The sequence below is a fragment of the Streptomyces sp. NPDC007189 genome (assembly GCF_040703635.1).
In the GTDB taxonomy this organism is placed as follows: domain Bacteria; phylum Actinomycetota; class Actinomycetes; order Streptomycetales; family Streptomycetaceae; genus Streptomyces.
Window position 1 is genome coordinate 98156 of sequence record NZ_JBEYEY010000005.1, and the last position, 18618, is coordinate 116773.

The window sequence follows — 18618 nt, forward strand, 5'->3', positions numbered from 1 at the left end:
CGCCCTGCGCTCGCCGACCCCGCTGTCCCGCCCCCGTCGGCCGGGGTCGGGCTGCCCCACCGCCCGTCGCCCAGGACCACCCCTGACCGCTCCTAGGCCAGTACTCCGCCACCGCTCTGTCCACCGGCCGGTATGCGCCGCACGACTGCCCGTCGGTCAGAGCCACGCCCCCTCAACCGTCTGTCGGCAGGACCGTGCCCCCACACCGCCTCGGCCGGGCCCGCCCCCCCCGCTCGCCGACCCCGCTGCCCCACCCCCGTCGGCCGGGGTCGGGCTGCCCCACCGCCCGGCGCCCAGGACCACCCCGACCGCTCCTAGGCCAGTACTCCGCCACCGCCCTGCCAACGGGCCGGTACGCGCCACACGACTGCCCGTCGATCAGAGCCACGCCCCCTCAACCGTCTGTCGGCCGGACCGGGTCTCCCACCAGCCGGTCTCCGCCTCAGCCCCGTCTCTGCCCAGGGATCTACACCCGTGGGTGGAGACGGGCGGCTGTAGGTTTCCACCCGTGATCCACCCCGGCTCCGATCTCCCGACCTGCGGCTTTCCGTAGTTTCGTAGGTGTCGGCGGCACCCGCTCCCGGCGCACCATCTTCTCGTTCATGGAGGTTCGATGTCCGGGGTCGTCAACGCGCTGCTGATCGTTGCCGTCGCCGTCATAGTGATCGTGCGGCAGTTCCGCGCCCGGGCGATCAACACCGACCGGCGCTGGTGGCTGATCCCCGTGGTCCTCGTCGTCGTGGCGCTGCGCGAGCCCGGCATCCTCGACGCCCACCACCGTACGGAATCCGCCCTGCTGCTCGTGGTGGAGCTGATCATAGGTGCCGCCACGGGCGCCGGCTGGGCTTGGACGACCCGGATCTGGAGGGAACCGGACGGCGTCGTGTGGACCAAGAGCACCAAGGCGAGCGTGGCGGTGTGGATCGTGGGCATCGCATTGCGCATCGGCATCTACGGCATCGGCTCCGCACTCGGCCTGCACCAGGACAGCTCCGCCCTGATGATCGCCCTCGCCTCCACCCTGCTGGTCCGCGGCGGCATCCTGGTCTGGCGGGCTCAGTCGCTCGGCGCCGAGGACGGTCCAGCTCCGGCGTACGGTGACGGCATGCGGTCGGTCAGGAGGGAGCGCGCGTGACGGAGAACGCCTGGACACGCTGGCCGTCGCGGGAGGCACTCGGCCGCGAGGGCACCTCCCGGCCCCGGCGCATCCTCGCCTGGGCCGTCAGGGTCCTGGTGCTCGCCATGCTGCTGTGGGGCGCCTACCACCAGAGACACATGGGCGTGCAGGGCGTGGCCGCAGGGATGGCGGGGGTTGTCGTCGCCGGCGTCCTCGCCTGGGCCCTCTTCCGGACCACCTACCAGCACCGCCTGGTGCCCTCGCTTGCGCTGATGTGCGCGCTCATGGCCCTCGCCGCCGGCGCCGAGGCCACCGGGTTCCAAGGAGCAGCACTCGTGATCTGGTGCGGTTGCGCGATCACGGGGCTGGAGCGACTGCCGCTCGGAGCCGCCCTCCCGGTGACGACGACGTGCCTGGCCGCGTACTCGGCCTTCAACAACGACGTCTGGATGACCACGGCCGCCACGGTCGCGGGCATGGCCCTCGCCGGGTACGTCCTGCGGCTGGACGCCGAGGCACGCGGCAACGCACAGCGGCTGCTCGCTCAGGAACGCGCCGCCCGGGCGGCCGAGGCCGAGTCCGCGGCGCTGGCCGAGCGGGCGAGGATCGCACGGGAGATCCACGACGTGCTGGCCCACAGCCTCTCGGCGCAGCTGGTGCACCTGGAGGCGGCGCGGCTGCTGATCGAGAACGGCGCGGACCGCGACCGCATCCTGGAGCGGGTGGTGGCCGCCCGCGGCATGGCCCGCGACGGACTCGCCGAGACCCGGCAGGCCCTGTCCGCCCTCCGGGGCGAGCTGACTCCGCTGGAGGACTTCCTGAGCGACCTCGTCAGCGGAGCCGATGGCGCCGAGGTCACCGTGACGGGTGAGCGCAGGCCCCTGCCGGCCGAGGCCTCCCAGGCCGTGCGCAGAGTCGCCCAGGAGGCGCTGACGAACGTCCGCAAGCACGCCCAGGGCTCCAAGGTGCGGCTGAGACTCGACTACAGCGAGCACGAAGTGACGCTGGACGTACGGGACTCGGGCGGGCGGCCGGGCGAACTCACGGCGTCCGGAGCCGGGTACGGTCTGCTGGGCATGCGGGAGCGTGCCGAGTTGCTGGGCGGCTCACTGGACGCGGGGCCGGACGAGGAGGGGTTCGTGGTGACGCTGAAGGTGCCTGTATGACCGAGACGGAGGGGGAGAAGAAGCCCGCACGGGTGGTGGTCGCCGACGACCAGACCGTGGTCCGGGAGGGCATCGTGATGCTGCTCGGGCTGCTCCCCGGGGTGGAGGTCGTGGGTGCCGCGGGAGACGGCGAGGAGGCGGTGCGGCTGGTCGGGGAACTCGCTCCGGATGTCGTCCTGATGGACCTCAGGATGCCCCGCTGCGACGGTGTGGAGGCCACCCGGCGCATCCGGCAGCAGTACCCGGGAACCCAGGTCGTGGTGCTCACCACGTACGCGGACGACGAGTCGCTGTTCCCCGCGCTGCACGCCGGCGCCCGGGGGTATCTGACCAAGGATGCTGGTGGTGACGAGATCGTGCGTGCCGTGGAGAGCGTGCTGTCGGGAGACGCGGGGCTGTCGCCGAGTGTCCAGCGCCGGCTGCTGGAGCGGCTGTCGCGGTCCGAGCCCGACCCGCCGGTGACCGCCGAGGCGCCGCCCGACGGGCTGACCGCACGGGAGACCGAGGTGCTGATGCTGATCGCCGAAGGGCTCAGCAATCAGGAGATCGCCCGCAAGCTGCATGTGTCGACCGCGACCGTGAAGACCCACATCAACAACCTGTTCTCCAAGACGGGCGTCAAGGACCGGGCGCAGGCGGTGCGTTACGCCTACAGCAAGGGGCTGGTGCGGCCGCCGACGCAGTGAATCACCTGATGGGGTGAAGTGCGGAGGGAAGAAGAGTCAGGGATCTTCCCGATCTGTCCATCCTTGGGCATGCAGTCAAGCAACGGTCGTGCCGGTGGAGCCGGGGACGGTCCCGAGACGTCGTCCGGGAACCGGGAAGACCACGGCGCATCCACCCGCGACATGACGTACGAGGACCCTTGGTACGACGGGCTGGCCTCCGGCTGGGGCGAGGCGGACGGCACGGGTGCGCCGGCGCCGGCGGTGCCCTCCGCTCGCGGAGAACGGAGCGCGGCTGCGGTTCGCGCACGGGACGTGTACGTCGAGGTGCAGCGCAGCGCGGCCTTCCAGGAGGTGCGGGGCAGGTACCGGCGGTTCGTGGTGCCGGGGGTCGTGGCCTTCCTAGCCTGGTACGTGGGCTATGTGGTCACCGCCACGACCGCGCCGGCACTCATGGCCCGGCCGGTGGCGGGAGCGGTGAACGTGGCCATGGTGGCCGGGCTGGGACAGTTCCTCACCACGTTCCTGTTCACCTGGGCCTACGCCCGGCATGCGCGGCTGCGCCGGGACCGGGCGGCGCTGGAGCTGCGCTGGGACACCCAGGAAATGACCCGGGAAGTGCGGGGAGGCGCCTCGTGACCGGTGACCATCAGACGCCGGCGCTGCTGCTGTTCAGCGGTTTCGTAGCCGTGACCCTCGGGATCACGACATGGGTGAGCCGGCGCCGGCAGGGTTCGGCGGAGGAGTTCTACGCCGGAGGGCGGCTGTTCTCCCCCATGGAGAATGGTTTTGCCATCGCGGGCGACTACATGTCCGCCGCGTCCTTCCTCGGGGTCACCGGGCTCATCGCGCTGTACGGCTACGACGGCATGCTGTACGTGGTGGGCTTTCTCGTGGCCTGGCTCGTCGTGTTGTTCCTGGTGGCAGAACTGGTGCGCAACTGCGGGCGGTTCACCCTGGCCGACGTGGTGGCCGCGCGGATGAGTGAGCGTCCGGTGCGGATCGCGGCGGGAACGTCCTCGGTCACGGTGTCCGTGCTGTACCTGGTGGCGCAGATGGTCGGCGCGGGCAGTCTGGTGGCGCTGCTGCTGGGGCGGACGGACCAGGCCGCGCAGGCCTGGGCGGTCATCGGGGTCGGCGCGCTCATGGTGATCTATGTGTCGCTGGGCGGGATGCGGGCGACCACCTGGATCCAGATCGTCAAGGCGGTCCTGCTGCTGAGCGGCACGATCGTGCTGACCGTACTCGTCCTGGTCCGCTTCCACGGCGATGTCGGCCGCCTGCTGCTCACGGCCGCGGACCGCAGCGGTCACGGAAGGGCGTTCCTGGCGCCGGGCCTGAAGTACGGCGGGAGCTGGACCGCCCGCCTCGACTTCATCAGCCTGGGGCTCGCCCTCGTGCTGGGCACCGGGGGACTGCCGCACATCCTGTCCCGCTTCTACACGGTGCCCACCGCGCGGGCCGCCCGCCGTTCCGCGGTGTGGGCCATCGGGCTGATCGGCGGCTTCTACCTGATGACGATCGTCCTCGGTTTCGGGGCGGCCGCCGTGGTGGGGACGGGCGCGGTGCGCGGCTCGAACGCGGCCGGGAACACCGCGGTGCCGCTGCTCGCCCGCGAGCTGGGCGGAGGCGCGGGCTCCACTGGCGGAACGGTTCTGTTCGCGGTCGTGGCCGCCGTCGCCTTCGCCACGATCCTCGCCGTGGTCGCCGGCATCACGCTCGCCTCGTCGGCGTCGGTGGCGCACGACCTGTACGCGTCGCTGCGACGCCCGCGCGGCAGGGCGCGCAGCGAGGTGGCGGTGGCGCGCTGGGCGGCGGTGGGCATCGGCGTCGTGGCGATCGCGCTCGGTCTGCTGGCCCGCGATCTCAACGTCGCCTTCCTCGTCGGCCTCGCCTTCGCCGTCGCCGCGTCGGCGAACCTTCCGGTGCTGCTGTACTCGCTGTTCTGGCGCGGCTTCACCACCCGGGGCGCGGTGTGGGCGGTGTACGGCGGGCTGATCCCGGCGCTGGGACTGGTGCTGCTGTCCCCGGTGGTGTCCGGCAGCGCCGCCTCGCTGTTCCCGGACGTCGACTTCCAGTACTTCCCGTTGCAGAACCCGGGCATCGTCTCCATCCCGCTCGGCTTCCTCGCCGGCTGGCTCGGCACGATCACCTCCCCGGAGGTCGCCGACGAGGCCAAGTACGCCGAGACGGAGGTGCGGTCGCTGACCGGCGCCGGTGCCGTGTAGCGCCCGGGAGTCCCGCTACGGCGCCACCCAGGCGTACCGGTGCTCCGGGCGGCCGGTGTCGCCGTACTTCAGGGAGAGCCGGAGCCGGCCCGCCTGTTCCAGGTGGCGCAGATAGCGCTGGGCCGTGGAGCGGCTCAGGCCGGTCCGGGCGGCCACCTCGTGGGCGGACAGCGGATGGTCGGCTCGGTGCAGGACGCCGCAGATCAGATCGGTCGTGGGTTCCGAGTGGCCGCTCGGCAGGCCGGGCGCGGACGGTGCGGGAGACGTCCGCAGCGCCCCGAAGATCCGGTCGACCTGCTCCTGTCCCGTCAGACCCCGGCCGCCGACCCGGTCCACCGTGCGGCGCAGGGCGGCGTAGGAGTCGAGGCGGGCCCGCAGGGCGGCGAAGGTGAACGGCTTGACCAGGTAGTGCAGGGCGCCCAGGCGCATCGCCTGCTGCACGGTCGTCACATCGCTGGCCGCGGTGATCATGATGACGTCCGTGCCGTAGCCCTGGTCCCGCATGCGGTGCACGAGATCGAGGCCCGTCTGGTCCGGCAGATAGTGGTCGAGCAGGACCAGGTCGACGGTGCCGCGTTCCACGGCCGCAAGGGCCTGGGCAGCGCTGTGCGCGCGGGCGGTCACCCGGAAGCCGGGAACCTTTCCCACGTACTTCGCGTTTATCTCAGCGACGCGGAAGTCGTCGTCCACGACCAGGACGTCAATCATCGGGCCTCTCCTCCAAGGCCGACGGGCGTTAAGCCCGTGTTTCGGCTCCGCAGTTGTAGCGCGAGCAAAATGAGCACAACAGGCTCTTGCGAGCAAAAGAACGGCTTGTGCCCACAAGACTGCTGCTGTGGCCGGGGCCACACCTACCGTCCCGGGCCATGAGCGCACACACCAGCCCCGCCATCGAACTGCGGGGCGCGAGCAAGACCTTCAGAACCCCGTCAGGGGGACTGCACACGGCCGTGCGCGGTCTGGATCTCACCGTCGGACGCGGCGAGTTCGTGGCCGTCGTAGGCCCGACGGGCTGCGGCAAGTCCACCACGCTGACGCTGGTCAGCGGCCTGGAAGAGCCCACCGAGGGCGAGGTGCTGGTGGCCGGCGAGGCGGTCGACGGCGTCGGTGACAAGGTCGGCTTCGTCTTTCAGCAGGACGCCACCTTCCCCTGGCGCACGGTCCTGTCCAACGTCATGGCCGGCCCCCGCTTCCGGGGCGTACCGAAGGCCGAGGCCAAGGAGAAGGCCCGTGAATGGCTGGCCCGCGTCGGCCTCGCCGCCTTCGAGGACCGCTACCCGCACCAGCTCTCCGGCGGTCAGCGCAAGCGCGTCGCCCTCGCCGCCACGTTCGTCAACGACCCCGAGATCCTGCTGATGGACGAGCCGTTCTCGGCGCTGGACGTGCAGACCCGGGCGCTGATGTCGGACGAGCTGCTGGAGCTGTGGGAGGGCACGGGCTCCTCCGTCGTCTTCGTCACCCACGACCTGGAGGAGTCCATCGCGCTCGCCGACAAGGTCGTGGTGATGACCGCCGGACCCGCCACCGTGAAGCAGGTCTTCCAGATCGACCTGCCCCGGCCGCGCAAGGTGGAGACCGTGCGCCTGGAACCGCGGTTCATCGAGATCTACCGCGAGATCTGGGAGTCCCTCGGCGAAGAGGTCCGCATCACCCGCGAAAGAGGTGCCGCCCATGTCGCCTGAGACTCTCGAGACCCCGGTCGTCGGCACCGCCAAGGTCACCGACCGCGCGCAGACCCGCGCCCAGGCCGCCCGCCGTCGCAGGGCCCTCGTCGTCGCCGTACGCGTGCTGCTGCTGGTGGCCGTCCTCGGGCTGTGGGAGGGACTGTCCCGGGCGGAGATCATCGACCCGTTCAACTTCTCGATGCCGTCGAAGATCTGGGACCAGATCTGGACCTGGGTCACGCACGGCACCGCGCTCGGCTCGCTGGGCGAGCAGATCTGGTACACGCTCTACGAGGCGCTGCTCGGCTGGGTCATCGGTGTGGTCGCCGGTGTCCTGCTCGGCATCGCACTCGGGCGGATCAGATTGCTCGCCGAGGTCCTTGGTCCATACATCAAGGTGCTCAACTCGATCCCCAGGATCGTCCTGGCGCCGATCTTCCTGATCTGGTTCGGGCTCGGGCCGTCCTCCAAGATCGCCTCCGCCGTCGTGCTCGTCTTCTTCCCGGTGTTCTTCAACGCCTTCCAGGGCGCCCGCGAGGTGGACCGCAACCTGGTGGCCAACGCCCGCATCCTGGGCGCCAGCGACCGCCGGGTGACGCTCCAGGTGGTCATCCCGTCGGCCACCACCTGGATCTTCACCAGCCTCCACGTCAGCTTCGGCTTCGCCCTCATCGGCGCGATCGTCGGCGAGTACATCGGCGCGACCAAGGGCATCGGCCTGCTCGTCGCGCAGTCGCAGAACACCTTCAACGCGGCCGGCGTCTACGCCGCCATGGTCATCCTCGCCGTCGTCGCCCTCGCCGCCGAGGGGCTGCTGACCTTCGCCGAGCGCCGCATCTTCCGCTGGAAGCCCGCCGGTTCCGACAGCTGACCGGCCCCTCGCGGACCAAACCCCCCACGCCTTCCCCGTACCGCCCTCTCACAAGGACGTGAACCGCATGCGCAACACCGCCAGATACGCCTCCCTGGCCGCCGCCGGCCTGCTGGCGCTCTCCTCGCTCACCGCCTGTGCCAACGACGCGGCCAGCTCCACGACCGACACCGGCAGCGGTGGAGGCGGCGGCAAGGGCAAGGGCGCGAGCGTGAAGATCATGGTCGGCGGCCTGGACAAGGTCATCTACCTGCCCGCGATGCTCACCCAGCGCCTCGGCTACTTCACGTCGGAGGGCCTGAACGTCCAGCTTCTCAGCGAGCCCGCCGGCGTCCAGGCCGAGACCGCGCTCGTCTCCGGCCAGGTGCAGGGAGCGGTCGGCTTCTACGACCACACCCTCGACCTGCAGGTGAAGGGCAAGTCGGTGGAGTCGGTGGTGCAGTTCTCGCACGCGCCCGGCGAGGTCGAGGTGGTCTCCAACAAGGCGGCGGGCAACCTCACGTCGCCCAAGGACTTCAAGGGCCGCAAGCTGGGCGTGACCGGTCTCGGTTCCTCCACCGACTTCCTCACCAAGTACCTGGCGGTCAAGAACGGTGTGAACGTCAGCGAGTTCACGCCCGTGGCCGTGGGCGCCGGACCGACGTTCATCGCGGCCCTCCAGAAGGGGGCGATCGACGGCGGGATGACCACCGATCCGACCGTCGCGACGATCCTCGACAAGAAGGCCGGCAAGGTCCTCATCGACATGCGCACCCCCGAGGGCTCGCAGAAGGCGCTCGGCGGGCCGTACCCGTCGTCAAGTCTCTACATGCAGACGGACTGGGTGAACGGACACAAGGACACCGTCCAGAAGTTGGTCAACGCATTCGTCAAGACGCTCAAGTGGATGTCCACCCACAGCGCCGACGAGATCGCCGCCAAGATGCCCGCCGACTACTCCCAGGGCAACAAGACGCTCTACGCGCAGGCCATCAAGAGCACCCTGCCGATGTTCACCGACGACGGCGTGATGCCCCAGGGCGGTCCCGAGACCGTGGAGAAGGTGCTCAAGTCGTTCAACCCCAACATCAAGAACGCCAAGGTCGACTTGAGCAAGACGTACACCACCGAGTTCGTCAAGGCGGTCAAGTGACCGCCGCCTGATACGCGCTCAGCCGCGGGTCGCCCACACGTAACGGTGTTCCGGGCGGCCCGCGTCGCCGTACTTGAGGGTCAGCCGCGCGCGTCCGGTGCGTTCCAGCAGCTTCAGATACCGCTGGGCCGTCTGCCGGCTCACCCCCGTCCGCTCGGCGATCTCCTGGGCGGACAGCGGTCCTTCGGCGTTCATCAGCGCCTGGCGCACCAGCTCGGCCGTCGTGGGGGAGTGCCCCTTGGGCAGACCGGGCTCCGACGGCGCGGACAGGGCGCCGAAGATGCGGTCCACCTCGGCCTGCTCCGCCTCGCCGCCGCCGTCCAGGGTACGCCGCAGCCGCGCGTACGCCTCCAGCTTGGCCCGCAGACCGGCGAAGGCGAACGGTTTCACCAGATACTGCAGCGCCCCCTGCCGCATCGCGGCCTGGACGGTCGACACGTCCCGCGCCGCCGTCACCATGATCACGTCGGCCTGGTGGCCGCGCCGCCGCATCTCGCGGACGACCGCGAGACCGGTGTCGTCCGGTAGGTAGTGGTCCATGAGGACGAGGTCCAGCCGGGGCAGCTTCTCCACCTGGCGCAGCGCCTCCGCAGCGCTGTGCGCCTCTCCGGCCACATGGAAACCCGGCACCTTCTCCACGTACGCCGCGTTGACCCTGGCGACGCGCGTGTCGTCGTCCACGACCAGGACCTCGATCATCGGGTCTCCTCCTCGGTGACGGCAGCGGGCTGCAGGGACTCGTCGGGCACCGCGGGCTCCAGCTCCGGCTCGGTCAGCGCCTCCGGCAGCACCACGGTGAACTCCGCGCCGCCGCCGTCCGCCGCGCCCACCGTCGCGCTCCCGCCCTGCCGTTCGGCCAGCCTGCGCACCAGCGACAGCCCGAGGCCCCGCTTGCCGTGCGCCGGCGGCTTCTTGGTGGACCAGCCCTCGGTGAAGATCAGCTCACGCTGGTCGGCCGGGATCCCGGGACCGGTGTCGCGCACCCTGAGCACGACCGCACGGCCCTCGGCGCGCAACTCGACCTCCACGCGCGCGTGGAGGGTGCCGGCGACCGCGTCGAGGGCGTTGTCGACCAGGTTGCCGACCACCGTGACCAGACCGCGCGGATCGATCAGCCGGTCCGGCAGCCGGGTGCGCTCCGACACCCACAGCGCGACCCCGCGCTCGGCCGCGACGGTCGCCTTGCCGACCAGCAGCGCGGCCAGCAGGGGATCCTGGATCTTCTCCGTGATCTGCTCGGCGGTGGCCCGGTGGTCGCCGACCACCTCGCCGACGAACTCCACGGCGTCGTCGTACATCTCCAGTTCCAGCAGCCCGAGCAGGGTGTGCATGCGGTTGGCGTGCTCGTGGTCCTGGGCGCGCAGGGCGTCGATCAGCCCGTGCGTGGAGTCCAGTTCGCGTCCCAGCCGCTCCAGTTCGGTGCGGTCGCGCAGGGTGGCCACGGCGCCCCCGTCGTCGGTGGGCATGCGGTTGGCGACCAGCACCCGCTGGCCGCGCACGGTGAGCAGATCGGTGCCGGTCACGCGGCCGGCCAGGACGTCCGTCGTACGGCCCGTGCCGAGCGCCTCGTCCGGGGTCCGCCCGATGGCCTCGTCGCCGATGCCGAGCAGCCGCCGCGCCTCGTCGTTGAGCAGGCGGACACGGCCGACGCGGTCCAGGGCGACCACGCCCTCACGGATGCCGTGCAGCATCGCCTCGCGCTCCGCGAGCAGCGCCGAGATGTCGGAGAACGCCAGGTCCCGGGTCTGCCGCTGGACCCGGCGGGAGATCAGCCACGCGGCCAGCGCGCCCACCGCGAGAGCGCCGCCGGCGTACGCGAACAGGCCCGGTATGGCGCCGATCAGCCGCGCCCGCACGCTTTCGTAGGCGATACCGACCGAGACCGCCCCGATGATCCGGTGACGGGTGTCGTACAGCGGCACCTTGCCGCGGGCCGAGCGGCCCAGGGTGCCGCTGTCGATCTCCATGACCTCGTTGCCGGCCAGGGCGTCCTTGGGGCTGGTGGAGACGACGTGGCCGATCTTGGACGCCGTGGGATGCGACCAGCGCACCCAGTGCCGGTCGAGCACCACGATGTACTCCGCGTGCGTGGCCTTCCGGATCCGCTCGGCCTCCCGCTGCACCGGCCCGCCCGCCGTCGGTGGCGTGCTCATGACGCCTTCGGCGATCTGCGGGTCCTGGGCCGTCGTCTCCGCGATGGCCAGCGCGCGGCGTTCCGCCTCCTGGTCCAGCTGCCTGCTCAGCGGCGCCAGGAACAGTCCGGTGGCGAGCACCGCCACCCCCGCGGCGATCGCCACCTGCATGAGCAGCACCTGCGAGAACACCCGCCGTGGCAGACCTAGGCGCAGGCGGCGTGCGGGGGGAGTGGGGCTCATACCCACGACGGTACGTGGACGCGTGCGCCCGTCCCCAGGGGGTGTGGCGGGGATCTCTTGACCGGTTCTTGAAAGAGGCGGCGGCAGCCGCCGACAGCCCTGAGGGACGTCCGCTCAGGCCTCCGGCGCCGTCGGCCGCAGCTCACGCACGGACAGCACGTCCATCCGCGCCGGCGTGCCGAGCACCCCGGCGCCGCAGCTCTCCGGGCGGGGCGGCAGGGACGCCCCCTCGGCCACCGTCACCCGCCAGCGGCGGCCGTCGGCGTGCCCGACGGTGACCTCCCGGTGCAGGATCTCACCTTCGGCCCGTACGGCCTGTGTCCGAACGATGCTCAGCACACCCATCCGGTACTCGCCCGCCGCCGACCGCACGGCCAGCTCGGCCGCCTGGCCGGGCCGTTCCCAGGCGGAGCAGCCGCGGCACCCCTCGACCACCACGCGCCCCTCCTGGACGCCGTGCAGCGCCTCCTTGACGGTGTGCGCCTCGGCGCGGCCGTAGGCGTAGCCGTACGGCAGGACGAGCACGGTCGGCGAGAAGCGATGTCCACCCAGATGGGTGACCTCCCAGACGCCGCGCACGCCGGAGGCGGCGAGTTCGGTGGCGAGCGGGCGGCCCAGGAGGGCGCAGCAGCGGTCCCGCTTGCCGTTGGTGCACACGAGCGCGAGCGGGTCGCCGCGGTGCGGCCGCCCGTCGAGCGCCTCGCCGAAGGAGCGGTGTTCGCCGGCTCCGAGGGCGGCGAAGTCCAGGCCGAGCAGCCGCCGCGGGTCGCGGGTCGTGGCGCTGTGCAGCCATATGCGGCCGGGCACGGTGTGGGCGGCGTACACCTGCCGGACGGCGGGCCGGCCGGGGTCCGCGTGGCGTCCGGGGCGGCGGATCAGCGCGATGCGGACGCCGGTTCCCTCCGCGGCCGCCTCCAGTGCCCGGCCCAGCACGGGGTCCAGGTGGCTCGAAGTGAGCGCCTTGGCACCCCACGGGCCGGGCTGTTCCAGCAGCAGCCACGTCGTAGCCGTGGCCGCCGTGCCGGAAACGGGCTCGTCGAGGCTCCGGGAGACGGTCGTGCACCTACTCACACAGGTGAGCCTAATCTGACTCTCCCTGGGGCGACTTCCGGCCGCAGGCGTGTCCTACTCCGGGCGGGTTCCCGGGCCGGTCTCCTCGGGGAGCGGCTGCGGAGGGCGCGTACCGACGTAATGGCCCACCGGGCGCATCCGCAGCGGCCGTTCGCCGTACTCCTCCAGGGCGTGGGCGATCCAGCCCGCCGTCCGGGCGACGGCGAAGATCGTCTCGCCGGCCGTGGCGGGCATGCCGCTGGACGCGGTGAACACCGCCAGGGCCAGGTCGACGTTGGCGTGCAGCGGAGTGTGCCGGGCGGTCGTGGCGACGATGTCCCGGGCGGCGAGCAGGGCGGACTCAGCGTGCGGGACCTCCTCCAGCAGGCCGAACAGCACACGCGCGCGGGGATCCTCGCCGGCGTACAGCCGGTGGCCGAGCCCGGGGACGCGCCGTCCCGCGCGCAGTTCCTCGGCGATCACGGGGACGGCCGTGCCCTGGTCGAGCACGTCGAGCAGCATGCGGTGGGCGTTGCCGCTCGCGGCGCCGTGCAGCGGGCCCTCCAGGACGCCGAGGCCGGCCGAGACGGCCGCGTACGCGTGCGCGCGGGCGGAGGCGGCGACCCGGACCGCGAGCGTGGAGGCGGCCAGGTCGTGGTCGGCGAGCAGGGCGAGCGCGGTGTCCAGGACGCGCAGGGACGCCTCGTCGGCGGGGCGTCCGGTCAGCCGGCCCCACAGCCGGCGGGCGAGCGGTCCGTCGTCCTCGGGGGCGTACAGGACGGGTGGCAGCGCGGCGACGAGCGTGGGGATCAGAATGCGCGCGGTGTTCAGTACCGCGTCTTCGGACAGGTCGAAGCGCAGCGGGTCCTCGGCCGCCGCGGCCACGGCCGCCACGCGCAGCCGGTCGGTGGGGGAGGCGTGTTCGGACAGCGCGTTCACCGCGCGGCGCGCGACCTCGACGGTGGGCCCGGGTGCGGAGAAGGTGACGCCCGGGGTGAGCCGGCCCGTCCACAGCCACTCCGCGACCTCCTCGTAGGAGTGACGGAGGGCCAGCTCGACGGCGTCCACGCCGCGGAAGTAGTACCGGTCCTGCTCGATCAGCGTGATGCGGGTCCGCACGGAGAGGTCCCCGCCGGAGCCAGGAGTTCCGGCCGCCTCACGGCGGTGCCGGCGGGCTAGGGACTCCACCTCCTTCGCCTCGAAGGTGCTGGCACGCCCGCCGGGCTCGCGCCTGCTGCTGAGCAGGCCCCGGCTCACGTACGCGTACACCGTCTCCGGCTTCACGCCGAGCAGTTCGGCGGTCTCCTTGGTGGTCAGCCTGCGCCCGGGACGGCCGGGAGCGGGTTCGTGATCGCGCATGGGGTCACCGTAGCCGCGTCTGTACACCTTGATTCTTATCCGTTGATCGAATCAACATTGACAGGAAATGAGTCAAGCATGGACAGTCGGATCAAGTCCAGGGAGGAGAACCATGGCCATCAACACGACCGCAGCCCCGCTCATCGACGCACCACGCGGTCTCGCCGGCGTCGTCGTCGCCGAGACCGAGATAGGTGACGTCCGCGGGCGCGAGGGCTTCTACCACTACCGCCAGTACTCGGCCGTCGAACTCGCGCAGACCCGCGGCTTCGAGGACGTCTGGCACCTCCTCGTCCACGGCACGCTTCCTGACGTCGAGCGCCGCGCCGCCTTCACCGCCGAGACCGCGGCGCTGCGGCGGCTGCCCGAGGAGGTCGCCGCGGCGCTGCCCGCGATCGCCGCGGCGAGCCGCGTCTCCGGCCCGCTGTCCGGGCTGCGCACGGCCCTGTCCCTGCTCGGCTCGGCCCGGGGTCTGCGACCGGTGTACGACATCGACGCCGACCGGCGCCGCGCCGACACCGTGGCCGTCTGCGCGGCCGTGCCCACGCTGCTCACCGCGCTGTACCGGCTCGGGCAGGGCCTCGAACCGGTCGAGCCGCGCGACGACCTCCCCCATGCGGCCAACTACCTGTACATGCTCACGGGCGAGGAGCCCGAGCCGCGGCGCGCGCGTGCGGTCGAGCAATACCTGATCTCAACCATTGATCATGGATTCAATGCATCAACCTTCACCGCCCGCGTCATCGCCTCCACCGGCGCCGATGTCGCGGCCTGCCTGACCGGAGCGGTGGGCGCCCTGTCCGGGCCGCTGCACGGAGGCGCGCCCAGCCGCGCCCTGGACACCCTGGACGCCATCGGCACACCGGAGCGGATCGACCCCTGGATCCGCGCACGGGTGCTCGCCGGTGACCGGATCATGGGCTTCGGACACGCCGTCTACCGCACCGAGGACCCGCGTTCGCGGATGCTCCGGGAGATCGCCCAGGGCTTCGGCGGTCCGCGCGTGGACTTCGCGGTGGAGGTCGAGCGCCGGGTCGAGACGATTCTCGCCGAGCTGAAGCCCGGCCGCGAACTGCACACCAACGTCGAGTTCTACGCCGGTGTGGTCATGGAACTGTGCGGCCTGCCCCGGGAGATGTTCACCCCCACCTTCGCCGCGGCGCGCGTGGTGGGCTGGAGCGCCAACATCCTTGAACAGGCGGCCGATTCGAAGATCATCCGGCCGGTGGCACGGTACGTGGGGCCGACGCCGCCGGTCGCCGTGCCGGCCGCAGGCTGACACATCCGCCCCACGGGCCCCTCCTATCCTGGACCGGCAGCCGGTCCACACACAGAGAGAGGTCACCCGTTGGGGAACAGCAGCGGTCCGCAGATCCCGGTCGTCGTGCTCGCGGGGTTCCTGGGCTCCGGGAAGACCACGCTCCTCAACCACCTCCTGCACCGCAGCGGAGGTAGCCGTATCGGGGCGATCGTCAACGACTTCGGCGCCATCGAGATCGACGCGATGGCCGTCGCCGGCGCCCTCGGCGACTCCACCGTCTCGCTCGGCAACGGCTGCCTGTGCTGCGCGGTCGACGCGAGTGAACTCGACGGCTACCTGGACCGGCTCGCCGACCCGGCCACCGGCATCGACGTGATCGTCATCGAGGCCAGCGGACTCGCCGAGCCGCAGGAACTCGTCCGGATGGTGCTCGCCTGCGAGAACCCGGGAGTGGTCTACGGCGGACTCGTCGAGATCGTGGACGCCGCCGAGTTCGACGACACCCGGGCCCGGCATCCCGAGCTCGACCGGCATCTCGCCCTCGCCGACCTGGTCGTGGTCAACAAGCTCGACCGGGCCGCCGACGGCGACCGGGTGCTCGCTCTCGTCCGGTCCCTCGCGGACCGCGCCGCCGTCGTCCCCGCCACCTACGGCCGGATCGACCCGGAGTTCCTCTTCGACTGCAGGCCGAGCGAGGAGCGGATCGGCCAGCTCTCCTTCGACGACCTGCACGATCACGGCACGGACGCGCACACCGGCCATCTGCACACCGGCTACGACAGCCTCTCCTTCGCCTCCGACGTGCCGATGGAGCCACGCCGCCTCATGCGGTTCCTGGACAGCCGGCCCGAGGGGCTGTACCGGATCAAGGGGTACGTCGACTTCGGGCCGTACGACACCCGCAACCGGTATGCCGTGCACGCCGTCGGCCGGTTCCTGCGTTTCTACCCCGAGCCCTGGCCCGCGGCCGGCGCCCGCCGCACCCAGCTCGTGCTGATCGGCTCCGGCATCGACACGGAGGCCCTCGGCCAGGAGCTCAAGGGGTGCGAGAACGACGCCCCACACGCCGACGAGCACGGCATGTGGGGCGTCCTGCGCTATGTCCAGGGCAGTGAGGAGGATCCCGGCGCCGAGGAGGATCCCGGCGCCGAGGTCCGCTAGAGCACCGGTCCGGCGACCACGGCCACCGTCTTCGGCAGCGACGTGCCCGAGCCGTCGCGGCGCGGGTCCAGCTCCGGCAGCTCCGCCGGGGTGCCGTTCTTCTGCGCCGCGCGCGCGGGAGCGGCGCCCGCCCAGGCCAGCGACAGGCAGTCCTCGCCCTTCAGGAACCGCTGGCAGCGCACACCGCCCGTGGCCCGGCCCTTGCGCGGGAACTGGTCGAACGGCGTCAGCTTGGCCGTCGTCTGCACCGAGTCGTCCAGCGTGCCGCGCGAGCCCGCCACCGTGAACACCACCGCGTCGGCCGCCGGGTCGACGGCCGTGAAGGAGATGACCTTCGCGCCCTCGGTGAGCTTGATGCCCGCGATACCGCCGGCCGGGCGGCCCTGCGGGCGCACGATCGACGCCTGGAAGCGCAGCAGTTGCGCGTCGTCGGTGATGAAGACGAGGTCCTCCTCGCCGGTGCGCAGCTCCACCGCGCCGACGATCCGGTCGCCCTCCTTGAGCGTGATGACCTCCAACTCGTCCTTGTTGGAGGGGTAGTCGGGCACCACGCGCTTGACGACGCCCTGCTCGGTGCCGAGCGCGATGCCCGGCGACGACTCATCCAGCGTGGTCAGGCAGACCACCGTCTCGTCGTCCTCCAGGGAGACGAACTCCGCCAGCGGCGCCCCTCCGGAGAGGTTCGGCGCCGTCGCGGTCTCCGGCAGCTGCGGCAGGTCGACCACGTTGATCCGCAGCAGCCGGCCCGCCGAGGTCACCGCGCCGATCTCGCCGCGCGCGGTCGCCGGCACCGCCGAGACGATCACGTCGTGCTTGACCCGCTTGGCGTCCGCCTGCTCCGGGAACGGCTCGGCGGTCGACGTACGGGCCAGCAGACCCGTCGAGGACAGCAGCACCCGGCACGGGTCGTCGGCCACCTGCAGCGGCACCGTGGCCGCCGTGGCGCCCGCGGACTCCAGCAGGACCGTACGCCGGTCGGTGCCGAACTTCTTCGCCACGGCGGCCAGTTCGGTCGAGACCAGCTTGCGCAGCTCCGTGTCCGAGTCCAGGATCCGGGTCAGCTCCGCGATCTCCGCGGTGAGCTTGTCCCGCTCCGCCTCCAGCTCGATGCGGTCGTACTTGGTGAGCCGGCGCAGCGGCGTGTCGAGGATGTACTGCGTCTGCACCTCGCTCAGCGAGAACCGCCGCATCAGGCGCTCCTTGGCCTGAGCGGAGTTCTCACTGGACCGGATCAGCCGGATGACCTCGTCGATGTCGACCAGCGCGGTCAGCAGGCCCTCGACCAGGTGCAGCCGGTCCCGCTTCTTGCCGCGGCGGAACTCGCTGCGGCGCCGGACCACGTCGAAGCGGTGGTCGAGGTAGACCTCCAGCAGCTCCTTCAGGCCCAGGGTGAGCGGCTGGCCGTCCACCAGGGCGACGTTGTTGATGCCGAAGGACTCCTCCATCGGGGTCAGCTTGTACAGCTGCTCCAGGATCGCCTCCGGCACGAAGCCGTTCTTGATCTCGATGACCAGGCGCAGGCCGTGCTCGCGGTCGGTGAGGTCCTTGACGTCGGCGATGCCCTGGACCTTCTTGCCGTTGACCAGGTCCTTGATCTTCGCGATGACCTTCTCGGGGCCGACCGCGAACGGCAGTTCCGTGATCACCAGGCCCTTGCGGCGGGCCGTCACCGGCTCGATGGAGACCGTCGCGCGCATCTTGAAGGTGCCGCGGCCCGTCGCGTACGCGTCCCGGATGCCGTCCAGGCCGACGATCCGGCCGCCGGTGGGCAGGTCCGGGCCCGGGACGTACTTCATCAGCGCGTCCAGGTCCGCGTTCGGGTGCTTGATCAGATGGCGGGCGGCGGCGATGACCTCGCGCAGATTGTGCGGCGGCATGTTCGTCGCCATGCCCACCGCGATGCCCGAGGAGCCGTTGACCAGCAGGTTCGGGAAGGCGGCGGGCAGCGCCACCGGCTCCTGCTCCTGGCCGTCGTAGTTCGGGGTGAAGTCGACCGTGTCCTCGTCGATCGACTCGGTCATCAGGCTCGTCGCCTCGGCCATCCGGCACTCGGTGTACCGCATGGCGGCCGGCGGGTCGTCATTGCCCAGCGAGCCGAAGTTGCCGTGGCCGTCGACGAGCGGCACGCGCATGGAGAACGGCTGGGCCATGCGCACCAGGGCGTCGTAGATCGACGCGTCGCCGTGCGGGTGCAGCTTGCCCATGACCTCGCCGACGACACGCGCGCACTTCACGTAGCCGCGGTCGGGGCGCAGGCCCATCTCGTTCATCTGGTACACGATCCGCCGGTGCACCGGCTTGAGGCCGTCACGGGCGTCCGGCAGGGCGCGCGAGTAGATGACCGAGTACGCGTACTCGAGGTAGGAGCCACGCATCTCGTCCACGACGTCGATGTCGAGGATCTTCTCCTCGTACGAGTCGTCGGGCGGCGGGGTCTTCGTACTGCGGCGGGCCATCGCTGCCGGCTCCTTGCTGCAAAGGATTGACGGTTCTGACGCGGACCATTGTGGACCGAGGCACTGACAACCCGTGCCACGACCCGTCCCGGCGGGCTTCCCACGGCCTGCGG

General features: G+C 71.4%; 16 protein-coding genes. 10 read left to right on the forward strand and 6 right to left on the reverse strand.

Features of this window, described 5'->3' with window-relative positions; all coding sequences use genetic code 11:
* Window positions 1-613: 613 nt before the first annotated feature.
* The 5 genes from AB0950_RS12445 (at window position 614) to AB0950_RS12465 (ending at window position 5176) form a co-directional block, all read left to right on the forward strand.
* Window positions 614-1135 (forward strand): DUF1453 domain-containing protein, encoded by a 522-nt coding sequence (locus tag AB0950_RS12445; RefSeq protein ID WP_360570120.1) that lies wholly within the window; start codon window positions 614-616, stop codon window positions 1133-1135.
* Window positions 1132-2283, forward strand: coding sequence for a histidine kinase (locus tag AB0950_RS12450; protein ID WP_366778473.1), 1152 nt, complete (start codon window positions 1132-1134; stop codon window positions 2281-2283). The genes AB0950_RS12445 and AB0950_RS12450 overlap by 4 nt, the downstream gene beginning before the upstream one ends.
* On the forward strand, window positions 2280-2969 hold the full coding sequence (locus tag AB0950_RS12455; protein ID WP_360570122.1) for a response regulator transcription factor: 690 nt from the start codon (window positions 2280-2282) through the stop codon (window positions 2967-2969). The genes AB0950_RS12450 and AB0950_RS12455 overlap by 4 nt, the downstream gene beginning before the upstream one ends.
* A 162-nt stretch (window positions 2970-3131) precedes the next feature.
* Window positions 3132-3587: a DUF485 domain-containing protein gene (locus AB0950_RS12460; RefSeq protein ID WP_366778474.1), complete on the forward strand. Its 456-nt coding sequence runs from the start codon at window positions 3132-3134 to the stop codon at window positions 3585-3587.
* Window positions 3584-5176, forward strand: coding sequence for a cation acetate symporter (locus AB0950_RS12465; RefSeq protein WP_360570124.1), 1593 nt, complete (start codon window positions 3584-3586; stop codon window positions 5174-5176). The genes AB0950_RS12460 and AB0950_RS12465 overlap by 4 nt, the downstream gene beginning before the upstream one ends.
* Window positions 5177-5191: 15 nt before the next feature.
* Here the strand turns inward: AB0950_RS12465 and AB0950_RS12470 are convergent, their stop codons facing one another.
* Window positions 5192-5884 carry a response regulator gene (locus tag AB0950_RS12470; protein WP_360148276.1) on the reverse strand — a complete coding sequence of 231 codons (693 nt, stop codon included), beginning with the start codon at window positions 5882-5884 and terminating at the stop codon, window positions 5192-5194.
* A 158-nt stretch (window positions 5885-6042) separates the two neighbouring features.
* Between AB0950_RS12470 and AB0950_RS12475 the strand changes: the two genes are divergently transcribed.
* The 3 genes from AB0950_RS12475 to AB0950_RS12485 all read left to right on the forward strand — a co-directional run bounded on the left by AB0950_RS12475 (window position 6043) and on the right by AB0950_RS12485 (window position 8843).
* Window positions 6043-6858 (forward strand): ABC transporter ATP-binding protein, encoded by an 816-nt coding sequence (locus AB0950_RS12475; RefSeq protein WP_366778475.1) that lies wholly within the window; start codon window positions 6043-6045, stop codon window positions 6856-6858.
* Entirely contained in the window at window positions 6848-7711 is an 864-nt protein-coding gene (locus AB0950_RS12480; RefSeq protein WP_360148270.1) for an ABC transporter permease, read from the forward strand. Before AB0950_RS12475 ends, AB0950_RS12480 begins: the two co-directional genes overlap by 11 nt.
* A gap of 67 nt (window positions 7712-7778) precedes the next feature.
* Complete coding sequence (locus AB0950_RS12485; protein ID WP_366778476.1) at window positions 7779-8843, forward strand: ABC transporter substrate-binding protein; 1065 nt, start codon at window positions 7779-7781, stop codon at window positions 8841-8843.
* A gap of 18 nt (window positions 8844-8861) precedes the next feature.
* On the opposite strand, the gene AB0950_RS12490 is transcribed toward AB0950_RS12485, so the two are convergent.
* The 4 genes from AB0950_RS12490 to AB0950_RS12505 form a co-directional block, all read right to left on the reverse strand.
* The gene (locus AB0950_RS12490; protein WP_360148264.1) at window positions 8862-9542 is read right to left on the reverse strand and encodes a response regulator; all 681 of its coding nucleotides are present in this window, start codon (window positions 9540-9542) and stop codon (window positions 8862-8864) included.
* Window positions 9539-11218, reverse strand: coding sequence for a sensor histidine kinase (locus AB0950_RS12495; RefSeq protein WP_360148261.1), 1680 nt, complete (start codon window positions 11216-11218; stop codon window positions 9539-9541). The genes AB0950_RS12490 and AB0950_RS12495 overlap by 4 nt, the downstream gene beginning before the upstream one ends.
* 114 nt (window positions 11219-11332) lie before the next feature.
* The gene (locus tag AB0950_RS12500; protein WP_366778477.1) at window positions 11333-12289 is read right to left on the reverse strand and encodes a sucrase ferredoxin; all 957 of its coding nucleotides are present in this window, start codon (window positions 12287-12289) and stop codon (window positions 11333-11335) included.
* Between the two features lie 54 nt (window positions 12290-12343).
* Complete coding sequence (locus AB0950_RS12505; protein ID WP_360570134.1) at window positions 12344-13627, reverse strand: citrate synthase; 1284 nt, start codon at window positions 13625-13627, stop codon at window positions 12344-12346.
* 112 nt (window positions 13628-13739) lie between these two features.
* Between AB0950_RS12505 and AB0950_RS12510 the strand changes: the two genes are divergently transcribed.
* Together AB0950_RS12510 and AB0950_RS12515 are read left to right on the forward strand one after the other, a co-directional pair.
* Window positions 13740-14906 carry a citrate synthase/methylcitrate synthase gene (locus AB0950_RS12510; RefSeq protein WP_366778478.1) on the forward strand — a complete coding sequence of 389 codons (1167 nt, stop codon included), beginning with the start codon at window positions 13740-13742 and terminating at the stop codon, window positions 14904-14906.
* 69 nt (window positions 14907-14975) lie between these two features.
* On the forward strand, window positions 14976-16049 hold the full coding sequence (locus tag AB0950_RS12515; protein WP_360148249.1) for a GTP-binding protein: 1074 nt from the start codon (window positions 14976-14978) through the stop codon (window positions 16047-16049).
* Here the strand turns inward: AB0950_RS12515 and AB0950_RS12520 are convergent.
* Window positions 16046-18505 carry a DNA topoisomerase IV subunit A gene (locus AB0950_RS12520; RefSeq protein WP_360148246.1) on the reverse strand — a complete coding sequence of 820 codons (2460 nt, stop codon included), beginning with the start codon at window positions 18503-18505 and terminating at the stop codon, window positions 16046-16048. The two genes, AB0950_RS12515 and AB0950_RS12520, sit on opposite strands and share 4 nt — an antisense overlap.
* Between the last annotated feature and the right edge of the window lie 113 nt (window positions 18506-18618).

Coding starts and splice junctions, on each gene's coding strand:
- AB0950_RS12445 (WP_360570120.1), top strand. CDS start 614: ATGTCCGGGGTCGTCAACGCGCTGCTGATCGTTGCCGTCGCCGTCATA.
- AB0950_RS12455 (WP_360570122.1), top strand. CDS start 2,280: ATGACCGAGACGGAGGGGGAGAAGAAGCCCGCACGGGTGGTGGTCGCC.
- AB0950_RS12460 (WP_366778474.1), top strand. CDS start 3,132: ATGACGTACGAGGACCCTTGGTACGACGGGCTGGCCTCCGGCTGGGGC.
- AB0950_RS12470 (WP_360148276.1), bottom strand. CDS start 5,884: ATGATTGACGTCCTGGTCGTGGACGACGACTTCCGCGTCGCTGAGATA.
- AB0950_RS12475 (WP_366778475.1), top strand. CDS start 6,043: ATGAGCGCACACACCAGCCCCGCCATCGAACTGCGGGGCGCGAGCAAG.
- AB0950_RS12480 (WP_360148270.1), top strand. CDS start 6,848: ATGTCGCCTGAGACTCTCGAGACCCCGGTCGTCGGCACCGCCAAGGTC.
- AB0950_RS12485 (WP_366778476.1), top strand. CDS start 7,779: ATGCGCAACACCGCCAGATACGCCTCCCTGGCCGCCGCCGGCCTGCTG.
- AB0950_RS12490 (WP_360148264.1), bottom strand. CDS start 9,542: ATGATCGAGGTCCTGGTCGTGGACGACGACACGCGCGTCGCCAGGGTC.
- AB0950_RS12495 (WP_360148261.1), bottom strand. CDS start 11,218: ATGAGCCCCACTCCCCCCGCACGCCGCCTGCGCCTAGGTCTGCCACGG.
- AB0950_RS12505 (WP_360570134.1), bottom strand. CDS start 13,627: ATGCGCGATCACGAACCCGCTCCCGGCCGTCCCGGGCGCAGGCTGACC.
- AB0950_RS12510 (WP_366778478.1), top strand. CDS start 13,740: ATGGCCATCAACACGACCGCAGCCCCGCTCATCGACGCACCACGCGGT.
- AB0950_RS12520 (WP_360148246.1), bottom strand. CDS start 18,505: ATGGCCCGCCGCAGTACGAAGACCCCGCCGCCCGACGACTCGTACGAG.